The 24,301-nt window shown below is 42.7% G+C and carries 24 protein-coding genes; 2 read left to right on the top strand and 22 right to left on the bottom strand.

Features of this window, described 5'->3' with window-relative positions:
• Positions 1–68: 68 nt before the first annotated feature.
• The 6 genes from fusA to rpoB all read right to left on the bottom strand — a co-directional run bounded on the left by fusA (position 69) and on the right by rpoB (position 10,664).
• Positions 69–2,138, bottom strand: coding sequence for an elongation factor G (fusA, locus tag ACPLOV_RS10515; protein ID WP_424911139.1), 2,070 nt, complete (start codon positions 2,136–2,138; stop codon positions 69–71).
• A 45-nt stretch (positions 2,139–2,183) separates the two neighbouring features.
• Complete coding sequence (gene rpsG / locus ACPLOV_RS10510) at positions 2,184–2,657, bottom strand: 30S ribosomal protein S7 (RefSeq protein WP_068748403.1); 474 nt, start codon at positions 2,655–2,657, stop codon at positions 2,184–2,186.
• Positions 2,658–2,672: 15 nt separating this feature from the next.
• Complete coding sequence (rpsL, locus tag ACPLOV_RS10505; protein ID WP_068748404.1) at positions 2,673–3,047, bottom strand: 30S ribosomal protein S12; 375 nt, start codon at positions 3,045–3,047, stop codon at positions 2,673–2,675.
• Between the two features lie 71 nt (positions 3,048–3,118).
• Positions 3,119–3,364 (bottom strand): L7Ae/L30e/S12e/Gadd45 family ribosomal protein, encoded by a 246-nt coding sequence (locus ACPLOV_RS10500; RefSeq protein ID WP_068748405.1) that lies wholly within the window; start codon positions 3,362–3,364, stop codon positions 3,119–3,121.
• A 102-nt stretch (positions 3,365–3,466) separates the two neighbouring features.
• On the bottom strand, positions 3,467–6,991 hold the full coding sequence (rpoC, locus tag ACPLOV_RS10495) for a DNA-directed RNA polymerase subunit beta' (protein WP_424909844.1): 3,525 nt from the start codon (positions 6,989–6,991) through the stop codon (positions 3,467–3,469).
• A 43-nt stretch (positions 6,992–7,034) separates the two neighbouring features.
• Complete coding sequence (gene rpoB / locus ACPLOV_RS10490) at positions 7,035–10,664, bottom strand: DNA-directed RNA polymerase subunit beta (protein WP_424911138.1); 3,630 nt, start codon at positions 10,662–10,664, stop codon at positions 7,035–7,037.
• 264 nt (positions 10,665–10,928) lie between these two features.
• On the opposite strand from rpoB, the gene ACPLOV_RS10485 reads away from it, so the two are divergent.
• Entirely contained in the window at positions 10,929–11,054 is a 126-nt protein-coding gene (locus tag ACPLOV_RS10485) for a hypothetical protein (RefSeq protein ID WP_424911137.1), read from the top strand.
• A 137-nt stretch (positions 11,055–11,191) separates the two neighbouring features.
• Here the strand turns inward: ACPLOV_RS10485 and ACPLOV_RS10480 are convergent, their stop codons facing one another.
• From ACPLOV_RS10480 to ACPLOV_RS10410, 15 genes are all read right to left on the bottom strand, one after another.
• A complete protein-coding gene (locus ACPLOV_RS10480; RefSeq protein ID WP_424911136.1) occupies positions 11,192–12,097 on the bottom strand; it encodes a Ppx/GppA family phosphatase in 906 nt (301 codons plus the stop codon).
• Positions 12,098–12,165: 68 nt separating this feature from the next.
• Complete coding sequence (locus ACPLOV_RS10475; protein WP_068748409.1) at positions 12,166–12,552, bottom strand: S1 RNA-binding domain-containing protein; 387 nt, start codon at positions 12,550–12,552, stop codon at positions 12,166–12,168.
• 74 nt (positions 12,553–12,626) lie between these two features.
• On the bottom strand, positions 12,627–12,914 hold the full coding sequence (locus tag ACPLOV_RS10470; protein ID WP_424909729.1) for an FtsB family cell division protein: 288 nt from the start codon (positions 12,912–12,914) through the stop codon (positions 12,627–12,629).
• A gap of 169 nt (positions 12,915–13,083) precedes the next feature.
• Positions 13,084–13,512 carry a spore cortex biosynthesis protein YabQ gene (yabQ, locus tag ACPLOV_RS10465; protein ID WP_424909730.1) on the bottom strand — a complete coding sequence of 143 codons (429 nt, stop codon included), beginning with the start codon at positions 13,510–13,512 and terminating at the stop codon, positions 13,084–13,086.
• Positions 13,513–13,526: 14 nt separating this feature from the next.
• Positions 13,527–13,808: a sporulation protein YabP gene (yabP, locus tag ACPLOV_RS10460; RefSeq protein WP_424909731.1), complete on the bottom strand. Its 282-nt coding sequence runs from the start codon at positions 13,806–13,808 to the stop codon at positions 13,527–13,529.
• Positions 13,809–13,873: 65 nt separating this feature from the next.
• Positions 13,874–14,869: a SpoIID/LytB domain-containing protein gene (locus ACPLOV_RS10455; protein WP_424911135.1), complete on the bottom strand. Its 996-nt coding sequence runs from the start codon at positions 14,867–14,869 to the stop codon at positions 13,874–13,876.
• 106 nt (positions 14,870–14,975) lie between these two features.
• A complete protein-coding gene (locus ACPLOV_RS10450) occupies positions 14,976–15,923 on the bottom strand; it encodes a thiamine pyrophosphate-dependent enzyme (RefSeq protein ID WP_424909733.1) in 948 nt (315 codons plus the stop codon).
• A gap of 13 nt (positions 15,924–15,936) precedes the next feature.
• Positions 15,937–17,115 carry a pyruvate ferredoxin oxidoreductase gene (gene porA, locus ACPLOV_RS10445; RefSeq protein ID WP_424909734.1) on the bottom strand — a complete coding sequence of 393 codons (1,179 nt, stop codon included), beginning with the start codon at positions 17,113–17,115 and terminating at the stop codon, positions 15,937–15,939.
• Positions 17,105–17,470 carry a 4Fe-4S binding protein gene (locus tag ACPLOV_RS10440; RefSeq protein WP_068748416.1) on the bottom strand — a complete coding sequence of 122 codons (366 nt, stop codon included), beginning with the start codon at positions 17,468–17,470 and terminating at the stop codon, positions 17,105–17,107. Before ACPLOV_RS10440 ends, porA begins: the two co-directional genes overlap by 11 nt.
• Positions 17,467–18,045 carry a 2-oxoacid:acceptor oxidoreductase family protein gene (locus tag ACPLOV_RS10435; RefSeq protein ID WP_424909735.1) on the bottom strand — a complete coding sequence of 193 codons (579 nt, stop codon included), beginning with the start codon at positions 18,043–18,045 and terminating at the stop codon, positions 17,467–17,469. The genes ACPLOV_RS10440 and ACPLOV_RS10435 overlap by 4 nt, the downstream gene beginning before the upstream one ends.
• Positions 18,046–18,336: 291 nt before the next feature.
• Complete coding sequence (locus tag ACPLOV_RS10430) at positions 18,337–18,603, bottom strand: pro-sigmaK processing inhibitor BofA family protein (protein ID WP_424910001.1); 267 nt, start codon at positions 18,601–18,603, stop codon at positions 18,337–18,339.
• 30 nt (positions 18,604–18,633) lie between these two features.
• A complete protein-coding gene (locus tag ACPLOV_RS10425) occupies positions 18,634–18,903 on the bottom strand; it encodes a YaaL family protein (protein ID WP_424911134.1) in 270 nt (89 codons plus the stop codon).
• A gap of 86 nt (positions 18,904–18,989) precedes the next feature.
• Positions 18,990–19,190 (bottom strand): ATP-binding protein, encoded by a 201-nt coding sequence (locus tag ACPLOV_RS10420; RefSeq protein WP_424909999.1) that lies wholly within the window; start codon positions 19,188–19,190, stop codon positions 18,990–18,992.
• A 138-nt stretch (positions 19,191–19,328) separates the two neighbouring features.
• Positions 19,329–20,492, bottom strand: a complete 1,164-nt coding sequence (locus ACPLOV_RS10415) for a saccharopine dehydrogenase family protein (protein WP_424911133.1) — start codon at positions 20,490–20,492, stop codon at positions 19,329–19,331.
• Positions 20,493–20,526: 34 nt separating this feature from the next.
• Positions 20,527–22,017, bottom strand: coding sequence for a Na+/H+ antiporter NhaC family protein (locus ACPLOV_RS10410; RefSeq protein ID WP_424911132.1), 1,491 nt, complete (start codon positions 22,015–22,017; stop codon positions 20,527–20,529).
• 285 nt (positions 22,018–22,302) lie between these two features.
• Between ACPLOV_RS10410 and ACPLOV_RS10405 the strand changes: the two genes are divergently transcribed.
• Positions 22,303–23,187, top strand: a complete 885-nt coding sequence (locus ACPLOV_RS10405) for a MurR/RpiR family transcriptional regulator (protein ID WP_424911131.1) — start codon at positions 22,303–22,305, stop codon at positions 23,185–23,187.
• An 88-nt stretch (positions 23,188–23,275) separates the two neighbouring features.
• On the opposite strand, the gene ltrA is transcribed toward ACPLOV_RS10405, so the two are convergent.
• On the bottom strand, positions 23,276–24,301 hold a 1,026-nt coding region (gene ltrA / locus ACPLOV_RS10400; RefSeq protein WP_424911130.1), incomplete at its 5' end, for a group II intron reverse transcriptase/maturase.

The following is a 24,301-nucleotide window of genomic DNA, read 5'->3' as shown; positions in this document are numbered from 1 at the left end:
TTTACGTGCGGCTTCTTCCTCTCAAATTTCTGTTTTGCCATTTCTTTGCCCTCCTCAAATTTTAATTTTTATTTTTTATTGATTATCGCATCCGCGATATTTTTGGGAACTTCTGCATAATGGGAGAACTGCATGGTGTAAGTGCCGCGGCCCTGGGTCTTGGAACGTAAATCGGTTGCGTAACCAAACATTTCTGCTAAAGGAACATACCCTCTTATAACCTGAGCCCCACCTCTGGGTTCCATTCCCTCTAAATGTCCGCGACGGGAGTTGATGTCTCCAATTACGTCTCCCATGAACTCTTCCGGAACTACCACTTCCACCTTCATAATGGGCTCTAAGAGCACCGGATCCGCCTTTCTCATAGCCTCTTTGAAGGCTAAGGATGCTGCTATCTTGAAGGCCATTTCCGAAGAGTCCACTTCATGGTAAGAACCATCAAAAAGAGTTACCCTTACATCCACTACCGGGTATCCGGCCAGAACACCGTTTTCGAGGGCTTCCCGAACTCCCGCGTCCACCGCAGGAATGTATTCCTTCGGAATAACGCCGCCCACAATCTTGTTTACGAATTCATAGCCTTTACCCGGTTCAAGGGGTTCAATTTCCAGCCATACGTGGCCGTACTGACCGCGACCACCGGTCTGCCTGATGTATTTACCTTCAGCTTTAACGGCTTTCTTGATGGTTTCTTTATAGGCTACCTGCGGTTTTCCTACATTGGCTTCTACCTTGAATTCCCTGAACATCCTGTCAACAATGATTTCCAAGTGCAGCTCGCCCATTCCCGCAATGATGGTCTGTCCGGTCTCAGCATCGGTATAAGTCCGGAAGGTTGGATCTTCCTCCGCAAGCCTCTGCAATGCGATTCCCATTTTTTCCTGATCCGCTTTTGTCTTTGGTTCAATTGCCACATGGATTACAGGTTCGGGGAACTGCATGGATTCCAGTATAATAGGCTTGTCTTCGGAGCAGAGGGTATCACCGGTTGTCGTGTCTTTTAATCCCACCGCCGCTACGATTTCTCCCGTCATAGCCTCTTCCATTTCCTGGCGGTGATTTGCATGCATCCTCAAAATCCTGCCTATTCTTTCCTTTTTGTTCTTGGTAGAGTTATATACATAAGATCCCGCTTTCAAAACACCCGAGTAAATCCTGAAATAAGTTAACTTACCTACATAGGGATCGCTCATTATCTTAAACGCCAGAGCAGAAAAAGACTCATCATCGCTTGCAAGTCTTTCTATTTCCTCTCCCGTTTCGGGATCTATTCCCTTTACTGCCGGAATGTCAAGGGGTGATGGCAGGTAATCCACTATGGCATCCAGTAGAAGCTGCACTCCCTTGTTCTTATATGATGAACCGCAGATTACAGGAACGGCCTTAACCGCGATGCAGGCCCTTCTAAGAGCTCCTTTAATTTCTTCCGGCGTTAGCTCTTCCCCTTCCAGGTATTTTGTCATTATTTCTTCATCCACATCCGCCAGTGCTTCTATCATCTTTTCCCTGTATTCTTCTGCCTTATCCCTTATTTCATCGGGAATAGCGGTTTCCTGTATCTCGGTGCCCAGGTCGTTGGTGTAAATGTAAGCTTTCATCATAACCAGGTCCACTATGCCGTGGAAGGTATCCTCCGCTCCAATGGGGATTTGAATGGGTACCGGATTGGCGCCGAGCCTCTCTCTGATCTGTTTCACCACATTGTAAAAATCGGCCCCAACTATATCCATTTTATTCACATATGCTATTCTGGGGACGCCGTATTTATCCGCCTGGCGCCACACCGTTTCCGACTGAGGCTCTACACCGCCTTTTGCACAAAAGACCGCTACCGCTCCGTCAAGGACGCGAAGTGAACGCTCTACCTCCACGGTGAAATCAACGTGCCCGGGCGTATCTATGATATTAATTTGATGATCCTTCCAGTAGCAAGTGGTGGAAGCAGCGGTAATGGTAATGCCCCTTTCCTGCTCCTGCTCCATCCAGTCCATTACAGCAGTCCCTTCATGAACCTCTCCCAACTTGTGTACCTTACCGGTATAGAAAAGTATTCTCTCCGTTGTAGTGGTTTTACCGGCATCTATATGTGCCATTATACCTATGTTCCTTAATCTATTAAGTGGTACCTGTCTAGGCATTCTTTCCACCCCTTTCTCCTGCAAAATAGCCTGGGTACCAAAAAATTACCACCGGTAATGTGCAAATGCCCTGTTGGCTTCTGCCATTCTGTGGGTTTCTTCCTTCTTCTTAACGGCTCCACCCGCACCGTTGGCCGCATCCATTATTTCTGCAGCGAGCTTTTCCCTGATGGTCTTTTTATCGGTCCTCTGGCGGGCGTAATCTACCAGCCAGCGAATCCCAAGGGATAACCTGCGGTTTTCCGGAACTTCCATTGGAACCTGGTAGGTAGCACCTCCTACCCTGCGCGGCCTAACCTCAAGCACGGGCATGACATTCTTCAAAGCTTCCTGAAAAACTTCCATGGGGTCCTTACCCGTCTTTTGCCTTATAATTTCGAAGGCCTCATAGCAAGCCCTCTGCGCGATGCTCTTTTTGCCATCGTACATCAGTTTGTTAATGAGCTTCGTAACCAGTTTGCTTTTATAAATGGGATCTTCAGCAACTTCGCGCCTTCTAACGTGCCCTTTCCTTGGCATCCTCTTCCCTCCTTATTATGACTTTGGTCTTTTCGCACCGTATAGAGATCTACCCTGTCTCCTGTTGGCTACTCCAGCAGCATCGAGAGCCCCGCGGATAATGTGGTATCTTACACCCGGCAAGTCTTTAACCCTGCCGCCTCTTACTAAAACTACCGAGTGCTCCTGAAGGTTATGACCAATGCCCGGGATATATGCGGTAACTTCAATACCGTTTGTTAGCCTCACCCTGGCAATCTTTCTCAAAGCAGAGTTTGGCTTCTTTGGAGTAGTTGTCTTTACAACGGTGCAAACACCGCGTTTCTGCGGGTTCCCTTTGAGTGCAGGTGACTTGGATTTTTTGGTTACCTTCTCCCTGCCCTTTCTCACCAGCTGATTCATTGTCGGCATACCTTTACACCTCCTTCCAAAGAATTAAAAAAAGGAATGCCCCGAGAGGGGCATTCGCACCATCTATCGGATTAGCTCAAAATTGCAGCTGATGCTGCCCCTACATCAATACCGCAAGCCTGGCCCAGTTCCTTCATAGTAGGGACAAAGACCATCTCTATTCCCTTCGTGCGACACAGTTCTTTCAGGCCTGAAACCACGTGCTCCTCAGCATCCTCTGCAATAAACACTACTGAAGCTTGATTCTTTTCCACCGCTTTAAGGGTTTGCTTGGTACCTACGGTTTTTCTGGGGGCATTTTTTAATCTGTTTAACATGCTCATGCCCTCCTTATCCATTGCTTTTCAAAGCCTGAACACGCACTAATATATTTTAGCATCCGACTTTTTCTATGTCAATACAATTAAGGCGTGTCTCTTTTAATTTTCCGAGGAGGTGGCGGTTTCCTCCTGCCCTTCGCATATAATTCTTATATTTCTGTACCTTTTCATGCCGGTTCCTGCAGGTATCAACTTTCCTATTATAACATTTTCTTTTAGACCAATGAGCGGGTCCACCTTTCCTTTTATGGATGCTTCGGTAAGCACCCGGGTGGTTTCCTGGAAGGATGCGGCGGACAGGAAAGAATCCGTTGCAAGGGATGCTTTCGTGATCCCCAGAAGTACCCTTCTTGCCTCGGCGGGTTTTTTGCCTTCTTGCTTCGCCTTTTCGTTTATTTCTTCCAGCTCAAAAATATCTATGAGCTCACCGGGCAGTAAATCCGTATCTCCGGGGTCTTCTATCTTAACCTTTCGGAGCATTTGTCTTATTATTATCTCTATGTGTTTATCGTTTATGTCCACACCCTGCATCCTGTAAACCTTCAACACTTCCTGCAGCAGGTAGGCCTGAACTCCCCGTACCCCTTTTATTCTAAGGATATCGTGGGGATTGATTGGTCCTTCGCAGAGCTCATCACCCGGCTCCACCCTTGCGCCGTTTTCCACCGTCAACCTGGCGCCGTAAGGTATCTGGTAAACCTTTACTTCGCCGGTATCAGCGGTAATTTCCACTTCTCTTTTCTTTTTGTTTTCAATAATCCTGACGGTACCGCCGATTTCGGTAATAACCGCCTGGCCCTTTGGTCTTCTGGCTTCGAACAATTCCTCCACCCTGGGTAAACCCTGGGTAATATCGTGCCCGGCAATACCGCCGGTGTGGAAGGTTCTCATCGTCAGCTGGGTACCCGGTTCGCCTATGGACTGGGCAGCGATAATGCCCACCGCTTCCCCCACCTCCACCGGTTTCCCCGTAGCCAGGTTTTTGCCGTAACACTTGGCACATACGCCGTGCCTGGTCCTGCAGGTGAGTACCGACCTTATCTTAACCTCCTGTATTCCCGCTTTTATTATCCTGTCAGCTATTTCATCGGTAATTATCTCATTTTCCCTTACAATCACTTCGCCCGTAACCGGATTTACTATGTCCTCCCGGGCGTATCTGCCGTCTATTCTCTCCTTCAACGACTCTATAACATCCTTGCCATCCATTATTGCCCTGACGGTGATTCCTTCGGTAGTGCCGCAATCCACTTCCCTGACAATCACGTCCTGGCTTACATCCACAAGCCTTCTTGTCAGGTATCCCGAGTCCGCCGTCCTGAGAGCGGTATCCGCAAGTCCTTTACGGGCACCATGGGTGGATATGAAGTACTCCAGCACCGTCAGCCCTTCACGGAAGTTGGCCTTTATGGGTAAGTCAATGATTCGGCCCGCCGTATCGGCCATAAGACCCCTCATACCCGCTAACTGCCTTATCTGCTGTTTGTTGCCTCGAGCACCGGAGTTTGCCATCATGTATACGGGATTTAATCTGTCAAGGCTGTTCATTAAGCTTTCCGTTACTTTATTGGTGGCATTCTCCCATATCTCTATTACCTTTTCATACCTTTCGTCCTCGGATATCAAGCCTCTTCTGTACATTAGTTCGACCTGGTCTACCTTTTCATCGGCTTCCGATAGAATCTTCCATTTGTCCTTTGGCACCTCAATATCCGTTATGCCAATTGTAATACCTGCCTTTGTGGCGTAGTGAAAGCTAACAGCCTTTATCTTATCCAGCATTTCCGCCGTCAGGGTAGTGCCGTGCTTTTTGTAGCAGCGGTCGACTATTTCCCCCAGCTTGCTTTTATCCACCAATGTGTTAAGCTCTAACTCGAAAAAGTTTTCCTCCTTCGAGCGATCCACAAAGCCCAGATCCTGCGGAATGCACTGGTTGAAGATTATCCTGCCGATTGTGGTGGTGATAATTCCCGAACGCTTTTTACCGTTTATCTCCTTTGTAATTCTCACTTTAATCGGAGCATGGAGTCCTACTTCACCGCTGTCGTAAGCTAAAAGTGCCTCATTTTCCGATGAGAATATCTTGCCCTCACCCTTTTCACCTTTTACTTCAATGGTCAGGTAATATGAACCGAGAACCATATCCTGGGTAGGAGTAACTACCGGTTTTCCATCCGCAGGCTTCAGTATGTTGTTGGTAGAAAGCATCAATAGCCTGGCTTCCGCTTGAGCCTCAGCGGAAAGCGGAACATGTACCGCCATCTGGTCACCGTCAAAGTCAGCATTGTACGCGGTACAAACCAGAGGATGAATTTGAATCGCCCTGCCTTCGACGAGAACGGGTTCGAAGGCCTGAATTCCAAGCCTGTGCAGCGTTGGAGCCCTGTTTAACAGCACGGGATGCTCTTTAATGACCTCTTCCAGTACATCCCATACCTCCGGTTTAACCCTTTCTACCATGCGCTTGGCGCTTTTTATGTTGTGAGCGTAGTTTTTCTCCACCAGTTTTTTCATGACAAAGGGCTTAAAAAGTTCAAGAGCCATTTCTTTGGGAAGACCGCACTGATATAATTTCAGTTCCGGACCGACAACGATAACAGAACGACCGGAATAATCCACGCGTTTACCCAGGAGATTTTGCCGGAATCTTCCCTGCTTACCTTTGAGCATATCGCTCAGGGATTTTAACGGCCTGTTACCCGGCCCGGTTACCGGCTTTCCTCTTCTTCCGTTATCGATAAGGGCATCCACCGCTTCCTGGAGCATCCTCTTTTCGTTCCTGACTATGATGTCCGGTGCCCCCAGGTCGAGCAGTCTTTTTAATCTGTTGTTCCTGTTTATTACCCTCCGGTAAAGGTCGTTTAAGTCCGAAGTAGCAAAGCGCCCACCATCCAGCTGCACCATGGGTCTTAAGTCAGGAGGTATCACGGGGATTACCTCAAGGATCATCCATTCGGGCCTGTTGCCCGACTTTCTAAAGGCTTCTACCACCTCGAGCCTTCTTAAAATCCTTATTTTCTTCTGCCCGTTGGCTTCTTTCAATTCCGCCCTTAACTCTTTGGATAATTTCTCTAAATCTATTTCCTTCAAAAGTTCCTTTATGGCTTCGGCTCCCATGCCCGCTTTAAAAGCATTCCCGTATTTTTCCCTGTATTCTCTGTATTCCTTTTCTGTCAAAAGCTGCTTTTTGGTGAGAGGAGTATTACCCGGATCGATTACAATATAGGAAGCAAAATATATAACTTTTTCCAGGGCTCGCGGGGACATATCGAGCATCAAACCGATTCTGCTCGGAATCCCCTTTAAAAACCAGATATGGGAAACGGGGGCTGCCAGCTCAATATGCCCCATTCTTTCCCTTCGTACCTTGGACTTGGTAACTTCTACGCCGCATCTATCGCAAATAATTCCCTTGTACCTTACCCTTTTATACTTTCCGCAGTGACATTCCCAGTCCTTTACGGGTCCAAAAATCCTCTCGCAGAAAAGTCCTCCCTTTTCGGGTTTCAGCGTCCTGTAGTTTATGGTTTCGGGTTTTTTAACCTCGCCTTTGGACCATTCCCTTATTTTTTCCGGTGAAGCAAGGCCTATTTCTATCTTGTCAAAAAAGTTTAGCTCCAACAAAGGGTTTCTCTCCCTTCTTAATATTTAAATTGAGAAAAGAGGGTTAGAAATTCTCTTCCCCATCATCGAAGAAATCCTCGTTAAAGGCATCATCGTCGGGGAAACTTATATCCTGATCTTCTATAAAGGATTCGTCAAAGAGTTCTTCCTCATCGGGTTCCTCCTCTTCTACTTCTTCATAGCCGTTCTCCACCAGTTCTTCCTGAGGAACAATGTTACCCTGGTCCTCCATCCCTTCCATATTTATATCGAGGGTTTCTTCCACTTCTTCATCTTCCTCATCTATATCTTTAAGTATGATTTCCTTTTCGTCTTCGGAAAGGATCTTTACATCAAGGCAAAGAGACTGCAATTCCTTTATCAATACCTTGAAAGATTCCGGTATTCCGGGTTCCGGTACATTTTCCCCTTTTACAATGGCCTCGTAAGTCTTCACGCGGCCCATAACATCGTCGGACTTAACAGTAAGAAGCTCCTGCAGGGTATAACTTGCTCCGTAGGCTTCGAGAGCCCATACTTCCATTTCTCCGAACCTCTGTCCGCCAAACTGAGCCTTTCCGCCAAGGGGCTGCTGGGTAACAAGGGAGTAAGGCCCTGTGGATCTGGCGTGGATTTTGTCGTCGACCAGGTGAGCGAGTTTCAGCATGTACATGTAGCCCACGGTTACCTTTCTGTCAAAGAATTCACCCGTTCTTCCGTCCCTGAGCTGGATCTTCCCATCTTCAGGAAGACCCGCCTGTTTTAACAGCTGGAAAATCTCTTCTTCGCTGGCCCCGTCGAATACGGGAGTAGCCACATGCCATCCCAGTGCCTTTGCTGCCCATCCTAAGTGCGTCTCAAGAACCTGACCGATGTTCATACGGGAAGGCACGCCGAGGGGGTTTAACACGATATCTATGGGAGTGCCATCGGGCAGGTAGGGCATATCCTCCACCGGCATTATTCTTGAAATAACACCCTTGTTCCCGTGTCTGCCGGCCATTTTGTCTCCTTCGGATATCTTTCTTTTCTGGGCAATATATACCCTGACGAGCTGATTTACTCCCGGCGGCAGCTCATCGCCGTTTTCCCTGCTGAAGACCTTGACATCCACCACAATACCGTATTCTCCGTGCGGCACGCGGAGGGAGGTATCCCTGACTTCCCTGGCTTTTTCGCCAAAAATAGCCCTTAAAAGCCTTTCTTCAGCGGTGAGCTCCGTTTCTCCTTTGGGTGTAACCTTACCTACCAGGATATCTCCCGCCCTGACCTCCGCACCTATCCTTATTATTCCTCTTTCATCTAAATCCTTAAGGGCTTCTTCCCCCACGTTGGGGATATCCCTGGTAATTTCCTCGGGTCCGAGCTTTGTATCCCGGGCCTCCGCTTCATACTGTTCTATGTGAATTGATGTAAATACGTCGTCTTTGACCAGCCTCTCGGAAATCAATATGGCGTCTTCGTAGTTATATCCTTCCCAGGGCATAAAGGCTACAAGCACGTTTTTACCCAGCGCCAGTTCGCCCCTGTCTGTAGAGGGCCCGTCGGCAATGGGTTGTCCCGCATTGACCCATTCCCCTTTTTTCACTATTGGTCTCTGGTTAATGCAGGTGCCCTGGTTGGAACGGATAAACTTATGAACCTTGTAAACATCGAGCCCCTTATCGCTGTCCCTTCTTATTACTATTTCCCTTGCCGTAACCCTTTCAACCACGCCGGCATTTTTAGCTATTATCATAACTCCGGAATCCACAGCTGCCTTCCACTCTATACCCGTACCCACCAAGGGTGCTTCGGTAGTAATAAGGGGAACCGCCTGGCGCTGCATGTTGGAACCCATCAAAGCCCTGTTGGCGTCATCGTGTTCCAAAAAGGGTATCAATGCGGTGGCGACACTGACCAGCTGTTTCGGCGAAAGGTCCATGTAATCCACTTCCTCCGCCGGCACCACCATAATATCGTCCCTGTACCTGGCGGCTACCCTTTTTTGTTTGAACCGCCCTTCTTCGTCCAGGGGCACGTTAGCCTGAGCAATAATGAATTCCTCTTCTTCGTCGGCGGTAAGGTATTCGATCTCGTTGGTTACTACTCCCCTTTCCTTGTCCACCTTTCGGTAGGGAGTTTCAATGAAACCGTACTCGTTCACCCTTGCATAAGTAGAAAGAGAGCTTATAAGACCGATATTCGGACCTTCGGGAGTCTCTATAGGGCACATACGCCCGTAATGGGAGTAGTGCACGTCGCGCACCTCAAAGCCCGCGCGTTCCCTGCTCAAACCACCCGGACCCAGGGCGCTTAGCCTTCTTTTATGGGTAAGCTCAGCCAGGGGGTTTGTCTGATCCATAAACTGCGAAAGCTGGCTGCTTCCAAAAAATTCCTTTATAGCCGCCACCAGAGGCCTTATGTTAATAAGACCCTGGGGAGTAATGGCGTCCACATCCTGGATGGTCATCCTTTCCTTGATGACCCTTTCCATTCTGGCAAGACCAATGCGGAACTGGTTTTGTAAAAGCTCGCCCACCGAGCGAACCCTTCTGTTGCCGAGATGGTCGATATCATCTATATCGCCTATGCCGTAGGACAAATTCAGAAGGTAATTGACGGAAGATAGGATATCCAAAGGGGTGATATAGCGTTCCTTCCTGAATACATCTTCATCGTCGTCAGCGTAACCGTTTCCTATAACCTTTACTACCTTCTCTTCCTCCACCAGAACTTTAACTTCGTTTATTTTTAGCTTTTCTATAAGCTCCGCGGTTTTTCTCGAAATCTTTTCCCCTCTTTTTACTATGATTTCGCCCGTCCGGGGATTAATAATATCTTCTCCTGCCAGCTTCCCGGTGATTCTTCCCCTTAATCTCAACTTCTTGTTGAACTTGTACCTTCCTACGCTGGCCAGGTCGTACCGTTTTGGATCAAAGAACAGGGATTCCAGTAAAACCCTTGCATTTTCTATTGTGGGCGGTTCTCCCGGCCTCAGCCTCTTGTATATCTCCAGCAAAGCCTCATCCTGGTTTTCGGTATTATCCTTTTCCAGGGTCCTCAGTATTTTTTCGTCCTCTCCCAGAAGCTCTAAAATCTGAGCATTGGTTCCATATCCAATAGCTCTTAAAAGAACGGTAACCGGTATTTTCCTTGTCCTGTCTACCCTTACGTAAATTACCTCATTGGAATCGGTCTCCATCTCCAGCCATGCGCCCCTGTTGGGTATTAATGTAGCGGAGTGAAGAGCCTTTCCGTTCTTATCTATCTGCCGGTCAAAATAAACTCCCGGCGAACGGACCAACTGGCTTACTATTACCCTTTCGGCACCGTTTATTATAAAGGTGCCGTTTTCCGTCATCAAAGGAAAATCTCCCATGAATACGTCCTGCTCTTTAACCTCTCCGGTTTCTTTGTTAACGAGGCGGACCTTTACCTTCATGGGAACCGCATATGTAACGTCCCTTTCTTTACACTCATCTACGGAATATTTAGGATTATTTTCTAAATAGTAATCTACAAATTCCAGCACCAGGTTTCCTGTAAAATCCTCTATAGGCGAAAACTCCAAAAGAACCTCTCGAAGCCCTTCTCTTAAAAACCACTCGTAAGACCTCTTCTGAATTTCTATAAGGTAGGGAAGTTCCTTAACTTCTTCTATCTTTGAAAAGCTCCAACGGGTGCGTCCTCCCACTTTTACCGGACGTACCATTTATATTTTCACCCCTTTATAAAAGTAAAAATAGCCAAAAGCAAGGTTTGCTTTTTCCACCTGCTTTTGGTTTTTCCCGAGCAAAATAAACCCTTTTTTATTTTTCCCTTTCTGCCATTTTTTTATACCTGAGCTCAAAAGCCTATAATCATGCAGTCTATAATATTATCATAATATTACAAGTTTGTCAATAAAAGGGGCAAGGAATATATATTTTTTTTTGGAAAAAAATAAGAATGAACAGAAAAAATATGGAGGTGGATTATGAACAATATGAACAATTTAACACCTACCATAGGGTGGGGATGGTGGCTTTTGATTCACGTAATCGCCATACCTCTTTTAATTTACTGGGGACTTTCGATGAAAAAAGAAAAGACTACGGAATAAAAGGAGGTAATTTATGTATACGCCGAGAATGGGATGGACTTACTGGATAATCCTGCACCTTATTGCCATTCCCTTAACGGTTTACATCGGAATGCTTTTAAGTCAAAGAAACCGAATCAAAGTTACGAAGTAATATTTTAGCTTTCCATCAAAACGGCATCCATCAAATCCGCTTCGGATACGATAACCTTATCTATATTGATCATTTCCATAATATTTTTTAAAATTAATATCCCCGCAATAATTATATCCGCTCTCTCGGGCATTAAGCCCGGGATTTTTTGTCTTTCCGATAACGGAACACTGCAAAGTAATTTGAGGGAGTTTTCCACATCCTCCTTTGATAAGGGTTGCCCGTGCACCTTTTTCCAGTCGTATACGGCAAGACCAAGCTTTATAGCACAGGCTGTGGTAGCGGTGCCCCCCACTGCCACCGCCCGTAAATCTCCTCTTGAAAATGCCTGAATTTTTTGCGCAAACTCCTTTAACATCTCTTTTTCTATGTGGCTTAGCTCATCCATCTCTGTCTTTAGAGGCGGGTCATTTATTAAAAACCTCTGGGTCCACCTTACCGCACCCATTTTAAAACTTCTGCTCTCTACAGGAATTTGTTCTCCATAAGTTATCTCGGTGCTGCCGCCTCCTATATCTATAACGGCAGTCTTTCCCTTCAAACCCAATCCGTACCTTGCCCCTTTGTAAGAAAGTACGGCCTCTTCTTCCCCGGCAATTACCAGGACATCTATTCCAAGGGCTTCCTTTACTCTTTTCAAGAATTCATCCCGGTTTTTTGCTTCCCTCACCGCACTGGTGGCAAAGGCTATTACTTTTTTTGCCCCGTAATTTTTTGCAATATCCATATATTCTTTTACGGCATCGATGGTGGAATTGACTGCTTCTTCCTCCAATAATCCGTCCTTTGCCACACCGCTTCCCAGCCTTGTTGTGGTAAGCTTCTTAAAAACGGGTATTACTTCTCTTTCGTTGACTTCGCCCACAAGCAGCCTCACCGAATTAGAACCAATATCAATGCATGCCCTCATATTAAACCCCTCTTTATAGAATTAAAAAACCAGGGTAAAAACCCTGGAATTTATTCTGTTTAAATATGTTAGTATGCCCTTCTTCGAGATCCGCTGCCAGCACCCCTTTTTGCTTCGTATTTTTTTAAGTCCTGCTGACGTTCTTCGCTTTCCTTTAAAAACTTTGCCAGTTTTTCTTCGAAACTCTGGGCTGACATTTTCCTGCTGGCATTCCTGTTATTTTCCTTTAATTTCCTTATTGACAGGCTAATCTTCCCATCTTCGGAAATAGCTATGATTTTGACCTTTACCACATCGTTGTAATTCAGATATTCCCTTACATCCTTTACGTAGTTATCTGCCACCTCGGAAATATGCACCAAACCCGTGACCCCTTCGGATAGCTCTACAAAAGCCCCAAATTTAGTAATTCCTGTAACCTTTCCTTCCACAATCTGGCCTACTTCTAAAGCCATTATACTAAAATTCCTCCCTTTAGAATTTCACTTAATGAAGTTATTATATACCAACTTTTATGTATAGTCAATAATCATTGTTTTTTGTCATCATCGGAGATAATATAAATATATTCGCCGGGCTTTACCAGCCTTAACTGCTCCCTGGCAATTTTTTCTATGTAGCTTTTATCGTTCAAACGTGAAAGTTCCTTCTCCAGCTGTTCTCTCTCCTGAAGTGCTTCGTTTATACTCGCTTTTAATTTTTGTTCTTCCCTTTTCAGCTCAATAAACTTGAGCTGTTGAAAAACCAATGTGGTTATGAAATAAAAGACAAACAGCAAAAGTAAAAAGTGCCTTATCCTGAACTTTGACCTTTTCAAAGGCTTCACCTTCTTTTAGTTTTTTAATATGTGCAGGTATTTTTTAAATTTTTATAAGGGTGCTTTTGCAAGTGCTCTTATAAGTCTTTTGTAAGTAACCTTGAAAGTACCTTTCCAGGTATTTTTTATTATTCTACAAAAAAAAATAAATTCCTGCCTCAATCTTTTCTTATTTTTTTATTTTTTTTAAAATTCTTCTAATATTTTTTATCCTTTTCAGGGTCATTTTAAACGCTTTTACGCCCCTTATCTTTTTAAATAAACGTTCTGGCAGCCCTGCAATAAAGCCCAGCCCCTTTTCCAGCTCGATTAATAACCTTATAAAGAACCTGCTCAGGGTTTTTAAGTAAATAAAAAACCCGGTAAAAAATCCTGCAAAAAAATATCCCCTGACCCATCCCATTAAATACGTATTAATAAGGGCAAAAATCAAAAGAGTGGCAAGGATCCAGAAAATCATGTCTCCCAGTGCAGTTTCTATTTTCCCTGGATTTAGTGCCCTCCTGATCCTTCTGTAAATATCAAATATCATCCCCTGAATAAACCCGGAAAATAAAGAAAAAATTATAACCATCAAATCCATTTCTTTTTCCAGCACCTTTTACCACCCTTTTACTTCAGGAGCTTTTGAAGTAAACCCCGGGCTTTTTCCCTTTCTTTCACATCTTCCGCATAAGTTAATTGTTTTATCAAACCTTCTATTGTTATATTACCCACTTCCAAGTTTAACTGCTTCATATGCATTTTTTCGCCTTTTATGCTTAACGTCCCCCTTACCGTATCAAGAAGGATTTCGCTTTCGGTGAATTTGTCTACATTTGTTACACCCGAAATTTCAAGAAGCTCCCTGTCCTGCAGGGATAATATGTGTTTTCCGGGACCCTTTTCTTCCACGAAAAAGCCCTCCTTTCTTCATTTCCTTTTAGAAAATTTTATGAAGGAGGGCTTAAAAATATGATTTAATTCCAAAGTTTAACTATCTTGACCCCTTTAAAATAGTATTTTATAATTTCCTCCGCCTTTTTTCCCTGTTTTGCCATTTCATTGGCTCCCCACTGGGACATTCCTACTCCATGCCCAAAACCCTTGCCTTCCATCACTATCTTATCTTTCTCAATTTTCAGGCTGGTAATAAGGTTAGACCTCATTTTCATTGGGTCCAAAGCCATCCTGAGGTCCGCGCCGTGAACTTCCGCATTGCCAATTTTTATTTTTACCGCCCTTCCCGAAGGCCCTTTTTCCAGCACCGCCACTTCCTTTATATCACCGGTATCCTGGCCCAATTTTTCTTTAATAAGCCTTCTTACCTCTTCCTTACTGAACTCGTACCTCCAGGATTTTTTCCCCTCGGGACCCACGTTTTCATCGCCGGATTTCACCACCTGGATATAGGGCGGCTCCTCTTCTTTATAGTTTAAACCTTCCTTTGCCGTTGCGGTCATACCTCCGCTGTGGGAATGAAACCAGGCTTTGATAAAATCTCCGTTATAGGTTACCACCATTCCCCTTGTCGCTTCTACCGCCTTTTTGATATTGTCGTTAATATTGTCGGGATTCCAGGCCTGGGCTTCTTCAAAATCCGTGGAAATGTCCGCCCCCTGGTACTTTGATCCCCCTTTATCCTTTACAAATTCTAATACGTAAGTTCTTGCAAGAATTGCCTGGGCGGCAAGGGTTTCCAATTCCCAGGTATTTTCTACTTCGCCTGCCACTACCCCGGTAACGTAATCCTCCAATTTCATCTGCTTTACCTTTTTATCCTTTACTACATATACTTTAAGCTCCGGTTCCTGGTTTTCTCCTCTGCTTATCTTTTCCGGTATTTTTATTGAGGGCGGCGTTGGAGCCACCTTGGGTTTTTGCCTTGCAGCGCATCCGGTAAAAAATAGAGCGGATACAATCGATAATATCAAAAGCCCTGTTATTAATCGGAAATGCTGACTGTTTTTCTTCATCGTTCTTCCTCCTAAAACTTTTTTCATTTTTATTATTTGAAAAACACCTCCGCCTTATTAGAAAAAAATAAACTCCCGGGAAAAGTGTTTTTCCCGGGAGCTCTTATTACCTGGGAGGAAGTTCGGGAGTTTCACCGCACCTTTCAAGAAGGGCAAGCCACCTTCTATCCACATCTTCCTGGATAGCTTTTATAACGTGCTCATTGCCCGGCTTGAAGAGGTGTTTGAACCTTCCCTGTGGCTTAAGGAATTCCTCAATGGGGACGTACTTCTTGGGTTTATAATTGAGCTTCCATTTTCCGTCCTCGACTTCGTATAAAGGCCAGAAACGGGTTTCTACCGCAAGCTTAGAGATTTCCATAATTTCCGGGGTGTTGTAGCGCCAACCCCTGGGGCAGGGAGATAAAATGTTCAAAAATGCCGGGCCTTCAACCTCTACAGCCTTTTTTGCTTTTTTATATAAGTCCTGCCAGTTGCTGAGCGCCGCTTGAGCCACATAGGGTATGTTGTGGGCTGCCATTATAGCAGTGAGGTCCTTTCTGGGCTGCTGTTTTCCGGGTATTACTTTGCCGGCAGGGCTCGTAGTAGTATCGGCACCTATGGGAGTAGCTGAAGAGCGCTGGATACCCGTATTCATGTAAGCCTCATTGTCCAAGCATACGTAAACTATGTTATGCCCTCTTTCCATAGCGCCCGAAAGAGATTGAAGTCCGATATCGTAAGTGCCGCCGTCTCCGCCGAAAGCTATGAATTTAAAGTTTTCCGTCAATTTCCCCTTCTTTTTCAAAGCCCTGTATGCCGCTTCAACGCCGCTTATGGTTGCGCCGGCGTTTTCAAAAGCGCTGTGGATAAAGGAGCAGTTCCACGCGGTAAAAGGATATATGGTAGTAGCTACTTCAAGGCATCCGGTAGCGCAGCCCACCACCACATGCTCGTTTTCTTCCACCGCGTTTAAAACCATCCTCGTAGCAACTCCGTGTCCGCATCCCGCACAGAGCCTGTGACCTCCCACAAGCCTTTCGGGGACCTTTGAGAGTTCTTTTAATGTAGCCATATATTCACACCTCCTACTCTCTTAGCCCGAGGTAATTTACTGTGTTCAGGGATTTTCCATCCTTGAGGTCAAAAAGGTCGCTATAAACCTTTTCCACGTGCTCCACCAGAAGATCCCTTCCGCCAAGGCCGTATATGTAGTTTACAACTTTTATATCTCCTTTAAGGTCATAGAGCGCATTCCTTATTTCCTGGAACATGGGGCCACCGTTGGTGGAGAAGGTTTCCGCCCTGTCCAGGACCGCTATAACTTTTACGTTTTTAAGCGCTTCTTTTATCTCTTCATGCGGGAAGGGCCTGTACACCCTTGGCTTTAAAACTCCAACCTTTAAACCCTTTTTCCTGAGTTCGTCGCAGGTGCCTTTAGCGGTTCCCGCCGCGGAGTTGAGCACTACCACAGCTACTTGTGCATCGTCCAAATGGTATTTCTCTAAAAGACCGTACTCCCTTCCGGAGATTTTTGCAAATTCCTTTCCTACCTCTTTAATTACATCCTTGGCCGCTTCCATGGCCGCCGTTTGCTGACGCCTGTGTTCAAAGTAAAAATCATAAAGGTCCAAGTTACCCATGGAAATGGGGTTTTTGGCATTCAATAGAAAATCTTCGGGCTTGTACTCTCCCACAAAATTCTTTACCGTTTCATCATCCAGAACTTCCAGAACGTCCATAGCATGGCTGGTGATGAATCCATCCAGGTTTACCATGACCGGGAGCCTTACTTCCGGATGTTCAGCAATTCTAAAGGCCTGGATGATGTTGTCGTAAGCTTCCTGGGCATTTTCGGAAAAAAGCTGAATTACTCCCGAATCCCTGAGGCCCATAGCATCGCTGTGGTCGCAGTGGATGTTAATAGGCCCGCTCAATGCCCTGTTTACAACAGGAAATACTATGGGAAGCCTCATGGACGAGGCTATGTAAACCATTTCGAACATGAGTGCAAGGCCCTGGCTGGATGTGGCGGTCATTGCCCTGGCTCCCGCTGCAGCGGCCCCTATCGCCGCGCTCATGGCGCTGTGCTCGCTTTCCACCGCAACAAACTCGGTATCCACCTGTCCGTTGGACACAAAGCTGGAGAATATCTGAACAATTTCCGTCTGAGGTGTGATAGGGTAGGCGGCTACCACATCGGGATTTATCTGCTTCATGGCATGGGCTACCGCTTCATTACCGGTAAGAGCAACCCTAGTTTTCATCTGAGCCGACCTCCTTTACCTTTTCCGTTTCATCTTCCGGCTTCATATCAATAGCATTTACGGGACAAACCTTGGCGCAAATTCCGCAACCCTTGCAGTGCATGTAATCGATCTCGCCGAACTTTCCGTTTTCTGCAATTATCGAAGAATCGGGGCAGTAACGCCAGCATATAAGGCAGTGAATGCATCTTTCCTTATTCCATACAGGGCGTATGGACCTCCAGTCTCCCGTTTCGTATTCCTTAGAGTTTCCGGGAGAATAAATATTACCCGCCCTGGTAATCTCCCACCATCTCATTCCCGGTTTTACCGAACCTGTTCTGGTTCCCGAGCCAAAATTTCTATTAAAGGTCATTCGCTCTTCACCTCCATATAGGCCCTCTCTATGGCCTTCAGGTTGCCTTCAATAACTTCTGATTTAGACTTGAATTTTTTGCCGAGCTGTTCCTTCATATGTTCCATAAAGGTCTCAAAAGGAATTATACCTGTTGCCCTTATAAATGCGCCCATCATCGGTGTATTGGGTATGGGACGTCCAATGGTCTCAATGGAAATCTGAGTGGCATCGATGGTAAAAATTTTGCCGGTGGTTATTCCCAGTATTTTTCTTATCTCTTGTGGAGTTTTGGCGGTATTGATGATATAAATACCGTCCTCCGGTACTCCATCGGTTATCTTGGCTTTTCCGAGAAGTGTGGGGTCAAGAACAATTACTATATTGGGGTTTGTAACATTGGAGTGGACAAAAATAGGTTCATCGCTAATTCTGTTAAAAGCAAGAATGGGAGCACCCATCCTTTCAGGTCCGTATTCGGGGAAGCCCTGTACGTACTTTCCCATTTCCGCTACGGATTCGGCAAGCATTAAAGCGGCCGTCTTAGCGCCCTGTCCGCCTCTTGCATGCCAGCGGATTTCCAGCACTTTTGCCATCTTTTTTTCCTCCTTTCAAATTTTAAAATACCCGGGTAATTTAAGCTTTATGTAGAGTAATTTTAACATAAAAAAATAAAATATCAAAAAATATTTGTATAATTGTTCTGTTATAATACAGCTTTTGTTATTTTATATAACAGCCCGTTTAGTTTCAGCTTAAACTGAGGCTTTATCTATTATAACAGCATTTTCTATTAAAGTATAACAGACAATTTTTTCTCGGTCAAGCCGAAAAAAATATAAACCCCATTTCAGGGGTTTTTACATTTTTTCCTTTTGAGTTTTCCTTTAGAAGAAGTATTTAATAAATAAAAGTAGAACGATCCCCGGCACACCGAGAAAACCCGCAATCAGTGCAGTTAATGGATTAATAGCTATATGAATCCCAAAAAAAGCTCCCAGTATATTTAAAATTACAAGCAATATTCCTCCGATAATTCCGTTGTAAATCAATTTTAATATCAATCTAACGGGAGCAATAAGAATCCTGGCAATAGCGTAAAGCATTAAAAGCCCGAAGGCATATGCTGCTATTGCCCATATATCCACATGCATGATTTTCACCTCCGGTTTTTTGTACTAAATTTATTTTACATCGCCGGAGGTTATTCCTTCTTCCTTGGCTTTTTTTAATAAATAAAAGTATTTTCTTTTTGCCGTCTCGATATTGTACACGGCATATTCCACCAGATCCGGATCGCTCACGCTCTCAAAATACCTTTCCGCTGCCATCCACTCATTTTTGGCCTTCCGCAGTTCTTCTAAAAGGTCGCTATTTGGATTATTCTCCTCCACTTCCTCGAAAAATAATGCGGAAAGCCACGATAAAACGTTATTTTTGTTTTCCCCTTTCACAATTCATCCCCTCTAAAGAAATTATTTCCATTTTAAAGGGGAAATATTCATATTAATATTTTATGCAGAGGGGATGTGTAAAAACACTACTTTGCCTGAATTTTTCTTTCAAGGGTGATCGCGCCCGTTGGGCAGTAAGAAACGCATCTCATACATTCAATGCATTTTTCTTTATCAATTTCGGGAGCATTAAATCCCTTTTGAGTGAGCGCTCCCGTAGGACATATCCTCACCGACGGGCACGGATGATTTTGCGGACATCTTCCCCTGTTTATTTTTATCGTCATAATAATCCTCCTTTAACTTTTAATATACCCTACGAGGGTATATTATACACCTTATATCGTATTATTGCAATATATAGATTTATTTTTTGAAAAATAAGCCGACGTTCCGTCAGCTATATAAGAAAATATATCAAATCTTTATTCGATATCAAAAAATTTACAATCAATATTTATTCCACGGGTTTTTAAACCCTCATCAAGTAGTTTAAATCGTTCAGGAGTTCCAAAAGCTATCTCTGGAGGTATTATTCCTTTCTCATTTATTATACCCCTTACTATCATTTGCACCGCTATAGAACAAGGATAACCGGTAGTTCTAGCCATTGAGGTTATACCAGTTTTCTGGTCCCTAAAATCCATCATATCAAATACCAATTTTTGTTTTTTATCTTCTCTTTTACCCGTAATTTCCACTCTTAAAACAGTTATATCTATGTCATTTCCCAATCTCATTTTCGGCTCAAGTATAGAAAGAACAAATTCTCTTGGTGATATTTGTTGCCCTTTAAAGTTTACAGGTTCATTATCTAAAAGTCCGCATTGAATTAAAAATTTTACCTTATCTACATACCCAGGATAACGGACACTTTTTTCTTCTAAGCGTTTAAAACCTTTATCTTTCATAGTGTATATAGAGTAGGATAACCCGTCAGTTAAAAAAGCTTCACATTTGCCCAAAGGGGAAGGAAATTCTATATATTCCAAATTACTAAATGTCTCTTCCTCAACCACTTCTCCATTTATCAGTACTTTGCTCTTTCTATCAATGATACCAAATACACTTTGAATTGCATATACTATTTTATATTCTAATGGCGAATCTTTATGCAGAGGTAAACCACCAACTATTATCTTCCCATATTCTAATTCATCGAAAAATGTTGTTCCATACCCAATCAAAATATTTCCTAAACCCGGTGCTACTCCACACCCGGGAATTATAGTTACATTGCTTTTTTTTGCATCATCATCCAGGACAAGTCTTTTTTCCGGATAACTTCCTACCAAATCAACGTAATTAATTTTATTTTCAATAGCCGCCTTGATACCGTCAAGAGCATATTTGTGAAGCAGTGCCCCTATAGCTATATCGTACCCCTGCATAGCTTTTGCAATATTTTCATATTTTGATGCATCCAAAATCACTCCATCCACTCTGCCGTCTCCTATAAATTTTAATGCTTCATCAATAACCTCATTTGATATATCTGCTATTGTGAGTTTTTCAAATAAATTACTCTTAATCAAATCCTGGGCAATAACCCTTCCGATTTTCCCCGCTCCCAAAACTATTGCTTTCATATTAACATCTCCTTTTATATTTCGTAAATATTTTTTAATCCCTTACCTTCCATACATTCTTAAATACAAATAACAATATCACAGATGATGCAATAGCAATAATCAATGTTATGGGGCTTTGAACAAAACCAGCTACGACATAAGCTATCATTGCACCTAATGCAGCAGTCAATGCATACGGCAATTGAGTTATTACGTGATCTACCAAATCACATTTTGAAGCCATGGAAGATAATATAGTTGTATCAGAGACCGGAGAACAATGATCTCCAAACAACCCCCCGCCTAATACAGCACCAATTGTGGCATATATGGGTGCGCCTAAGCTGTAAGCCATTGGGATAGCTATAGGCATCATAATAGCAAAAGTACCCCAAGAAGTTCCTGTTGAAAATGAAACAATACATCCTATTACGAATACAAAGAAAGGTAGCATACCTGCAGTTATAAAATTCTTAGCGATAGAAGTTAAAAAGACTGATGTTTGAAGTTGGGAACAAACGCTTCCTAATGACCAAGCAAGAACTAATATAATTAATACATATACCATTTTTTGCATGCCTTCAATATAAGTATTAAAAGCTTCTTTAAAACTCATTATTTTTTCTTTATATATAAAGTAAAAACTAGTAAACGTTGCAAGTAAGTAAGCGGTTCCCATAGAAATTCTTAATTTTATTCCCGGAACGGGTTTTACAGGAAATCCGAAATATGTAAACATACTAAACATAACAACAAATAACACTACAAAGGGTACAATGAAGCTCGCCATTGAAGGCCCTGCATTTTCTTTATTGTTATCCAATTTTGTCTTTACATAAGATATATCTGTTGAAGATTCAACTAATAACTCAGCTTTAGCCATAGGTCCAAAATCTTTTCCAGTTATTGCTATTAAAGGGACAAGCAATAACGTGCAGATCGGATAAAATTGATAAGGTAATGTTTTGATAAAAGCCGTAAATTCATGTTCAGCAATACCTAATTTTGAAAACTCCTGCTGTATTAAACTCATTATATATATTCCCCATCCAATAAAGGGAATTAAAATACATACAGGTGAAGATGTAGAGTCTAAAATATACGCTAATTTTTGTTTTGATATTTTTAATCTATCATATATAGGTTGAAAGAGCGGACCTAAAATCAGGCTATTACCTGAGTCCGTAAAAAATATAATAAGCCCTCCTAACCATGTAGCTACCTGAGCTTTTGACTTAGTATTGATCTTTTTTGTAATAGTATTTGCAAATGTGCGGGCAATACCAGATTTTTCTATAAGTGCTATAAACCCTCCGATTATTATCATTAAAGCCATTACTTGAGCATTACTTTTACCTATCATTTGTTCAAATATTCCTTTTTCAAGTATGTTTGTAAAACCAACAAAAATATTACCACCGGCTAAAATGGAAAAACCTATAAAAACACTTAAAAACAAAGATATGATAACGTTTTTTGTAATTAATGCTAAAGATATCGCTACTAACGGCGGTATAATAGAAAGGATATCATAATCGGACATTTTAACCCTCCTTTTTTAATTTTTAAAATAGTGATTCTATTAATATAATACATAAATGGTGTTTTTACATCAAATTTTATTTATATGTTGTTATCGCAACATATCTCTTCATTTTATCTATTTTCTTGTATTTTTTACATATTTCTTATTTTTAATATTTTTTTATAATATTTATTATTTTATTATATTATTAATATTTGATTTCTTTTATATGGATTTTTGGAATTATCTTTGATATAATTCAAATTAAGCAATTTTATCTATCATAGAATTAGGAGTGCTACCATGAGTATAGATCAAATAAAAAACAAAAAAGATTTTATTAATCATATAATGTCACAGTGGGAAAATTATACGAATACTTACAAAAAAATAGCAAACTATTTATTAAATAATTTTGTTGATGTTGCCTTTATGACAGCAAAACAGTGGGCTAAAAATGCCGGAACTTCGGAAATATCAGTAATTCGATTTGTTAGATTTTTAGGTTATGACGGTTATCCTCATTTTGTACAAAAGATGCATCAAATAATAAACAAAGAAATGACTATGACCGATTATTTACATATTTCAATGAAAAACCGCCGAATAGACAACAATGTTCTATTAGAAATAATTAAAAAAGAAGAGCAAAACTTTAATCAATTAATAAACAAATATTCTCCCAAGACTATTGAAAACGTTCTAAATCTGATTAACGAAGCAGAATGTCTATTAATAGTTGGCCTTCGCTCGTCAAGCTGTCTTGCCGAATATAGTGAATTCATTTTTTCAAGGGTTATATCAAAACCTATAATTAAAATAAATGTTGCTGGAACAACAACTTATGATTTAATTTTGCCTTTGGAAGGTAAAAAAGTATTAGCATTATTTTTCGGATATCCCCGTTATCCATCCAAAACAATTGAAATATTGCATTTTGTAAAAAAAATGAATTGGCCTATAATCTCCATAACCAATGATGAAACATCCCCTTTAGTTCCTCTTTCGGATTATGTAATTTATGCTCCAGCCAATTCCGTATCCTTTACCGATTCAATGTCAACACCAATAGTGATGATAAATACCATTGTTTTGGAATATATTTATAAATTTCACGATCAAGCTATTGAAAAAATTAAACGTTTTGAAGAAATAGCAAAAGAATTCAACTATTACTATCATTATTAATCGAGTAGGAGGTAGGTGATTATTTCACTTACCGTCCTCTCACACCACCGTACGTACCGTTCGGTATACGGCGGTTCATCAGAATTTATTATGCCATCGAAAGTCTCTTCGTTAGACTTAAAAAGCCTTCCTTTTCAAGGTATTCGTTAGTTATGGAAGTTGCTAATATCTGGCTGTTGGATATCCTCCAATAGCCTTTTCTTGTATTGGCATACTCCCATGCTTTCACATCGTTTATCCCTAATCTGACTAAATTGTCATGCTTCGTCTTTATCTTCTTCCATTGCTTCCAGTAGCACATCCTTAGTCTCCTTCTTATCCATCCATCCAGTTCCCTTGCTGTGTTCTTCATATCCGCTATTTTAAAGTAATTTACCCATCCTGTTATCAGCTGGTTTAGTTTCTCTTTCCTCCATTCCATGCTTCTCCCGTTGCTCCTTGATGTGATTGCCCTAACTTTATCCTTGAATCTCTCTATGGGCTTTTTATGGATGAAGTTCCTGACTTCCCCTCCTTTTATGTAGAAGGAGAATCCTAAAAACTTCCTCTTACTGGGTCTATCTACGGCACTTTTGTTCTTGTTTACTTTCAACTTTAGCTCCTGCTCTATATACCGGGTTATGCTCTCCATTACCCTTTGTCCCGCTTTCTTGCTTTTTACGTATATGTTGCAATCATCCGCATACCTGCAGAATTTGTGCCCCCTTCTCTCAAGCTCTTTGTCTAATTCGTCCAGCATTATGTTGGCTAAGAGCGGGCTTAGTGGCCCTCCCTGCGGTGTCCCTTCTTCATTCTTCACTTTTACCCCGTTTAGCATTATCCCGGATTCTAAGTATTTCCTTATGAGCTTGAGCACCATCTTGTCCCTTACTTTCCTCGCTACCAGCGACATCAGTTTGTCATGGTTTACTCTGTCAAAGAATTTTTCTAAGTCTATGTCCACCACCCAGTGGTTGCCTTGCTTTATGTGTTCTCTTGCCACCATTATGGCTTGATGCGCTCCTTTACCAGGCCTGAATCCGTAGCTGTTTTTTGAAAAGCTCGGGTCAAATATTCGGGTGAGCACCTGCGCTATCGCTTGTTGTATCATCCTGTCAAGCACCGTAGGTATCCC

Origin of the sequence: Thermovenabulum sp., assembly GCF_049723235.1 — a bacterium.
Classification (GTDB): Bacteria; Bacillota; Thermosediminibacteria; order Thermosediminibacterales; family Thermosediminibacteraceae; genus Thermovenabulum.
This window is presented reverse-complemented; position numbering and strand designations above follow the sequence as displayed.

Bases quoted from the DNA above. Each gene is read 5' to 3' on its own strand.
- rpoB (WP_424911138.1), bottom strand. From the start codon at position 10,664: ATGGTACGTCCGGTAAAAGTGGGAGGACGCACCCGTTGGAGCTTTTCA.
- ACPLOV_RS10475 (WP_068748409.1), bottom strand. From the start codon at position 12,552: ATGGCTTTAGAAGTAGGCCAGATTGTGGAAGGAAAGGTTACAGGAATT.
- ACPLOV_RS10405 (WP_424911131.1), top strand. From the start codon at position 22,303: ATGAGTATAGATCAAATAAAAAACAAAAAAGATTTTATTAATCATATA.
- ACPLOV_RS10500 (WP_068748405.1), bottom strand. From the start codon at position 3,364: ATGTTAAACAGATTAAAAAATGCCCCCAGAAAAACCGTAGGTACCAAG.
- ACPLOV_RS10410 (WP_424911132.1), bottom strand. From the start codon at position 22,017: ATGTCCGATTATGATATCCTTTCTATTATACCGCCGTTAGTAGCGATA.
- ACPLOV_RS10455 (WP_424911135.1), bottom strand. From the start codon at position 14,869: ATGAAGAAAAACAGTCAGCATTTCCGATTAATAACAGGGCTTTTGATA.
- rpsG (WP_068748403.1), bottom strand. From the start codon at position 2,657: ATGCCAAGGAAAGGGCACGTTAGAAGGCGCGAAGTTGCTGAAGATCCC.
- rpsL (WP_068748404.1), bottom strand. From the start codon at position 3,047: ATGCCGACAATGAATCAGCTGGTGAGAAAGGGCAGGGAGAAGGTAACC.
- fusA (WP_424911139.1), bottom strand. From the start codon at position 2,138: ATGCCTAGACAGGTACCACTTAATAGATTAAGGAACATAGGTATAATG.
- porA (WP_424909734.1), bottom strand. From the start codon at position 17,115: ATGAAAACTAGGGTTGCTCTTACCGGTAATGAAGCGGTAGCCCATGCC.
- ACPLOV_RS10415 (WP_424911133.1), bottom strand. From the start codon at position 20,492: ATGAAAGCAATAGTTTTGGGAGCGGGGAAAATCGGAAGGGTTATTGCC.
- ACPLOV_RS10440 (WP_068748416.1), bottom strand. From the start codon at position 17,470: ATGACCTTTAATAGAAATTTTGGCTCGGGAACCAGAACAGGTTCGGTA.
- ACPLOV_RS10450 (WP_424909733.1), bottom strand. From the start codon at position 15,923: ATGGCTACATTAAAAGAACTCTCAAAGGTCCCCGAAAGGCTTGTGGGA.
- ACPLOV_RS10485 (WP_424911137.1), top strand. From the start codon at position 10,929: ATGAACAATATGAACAATTTAACACCTACCATAGGGTGGGGATGGTGG.
- ACPLOV_RS10435 (WP_424909735.1), bottom strand. From the start codon at position 18,045: ATGGCAAAAGTGCTGGAAATCCGCTGGCATGCAAGAGGCGGACAGGGC.
- ACPLOV_RS10430 (WP_424910001.1), bottom strand. From the start codon at position 18,603: ATGCATGTGGATATATGGGCAATAGCAGCATATGCCTTCGGGCTTTTA.
- ACPLOV_RS10480 (WP_424911136.1), bottom strand. From the start codon at position 12,097: ATGAGGGCATGCATTGATATTGGTTCTAATTCGGTGAGGCTGCTTGTG.
- ACPLOV_RS10420 (WP_424909999.1), bottom strand. From the start codon at position 19,190: ATGACGATAAAAATAAACAGGGGAAGATGTCCGCAAAATCATCCGTGC.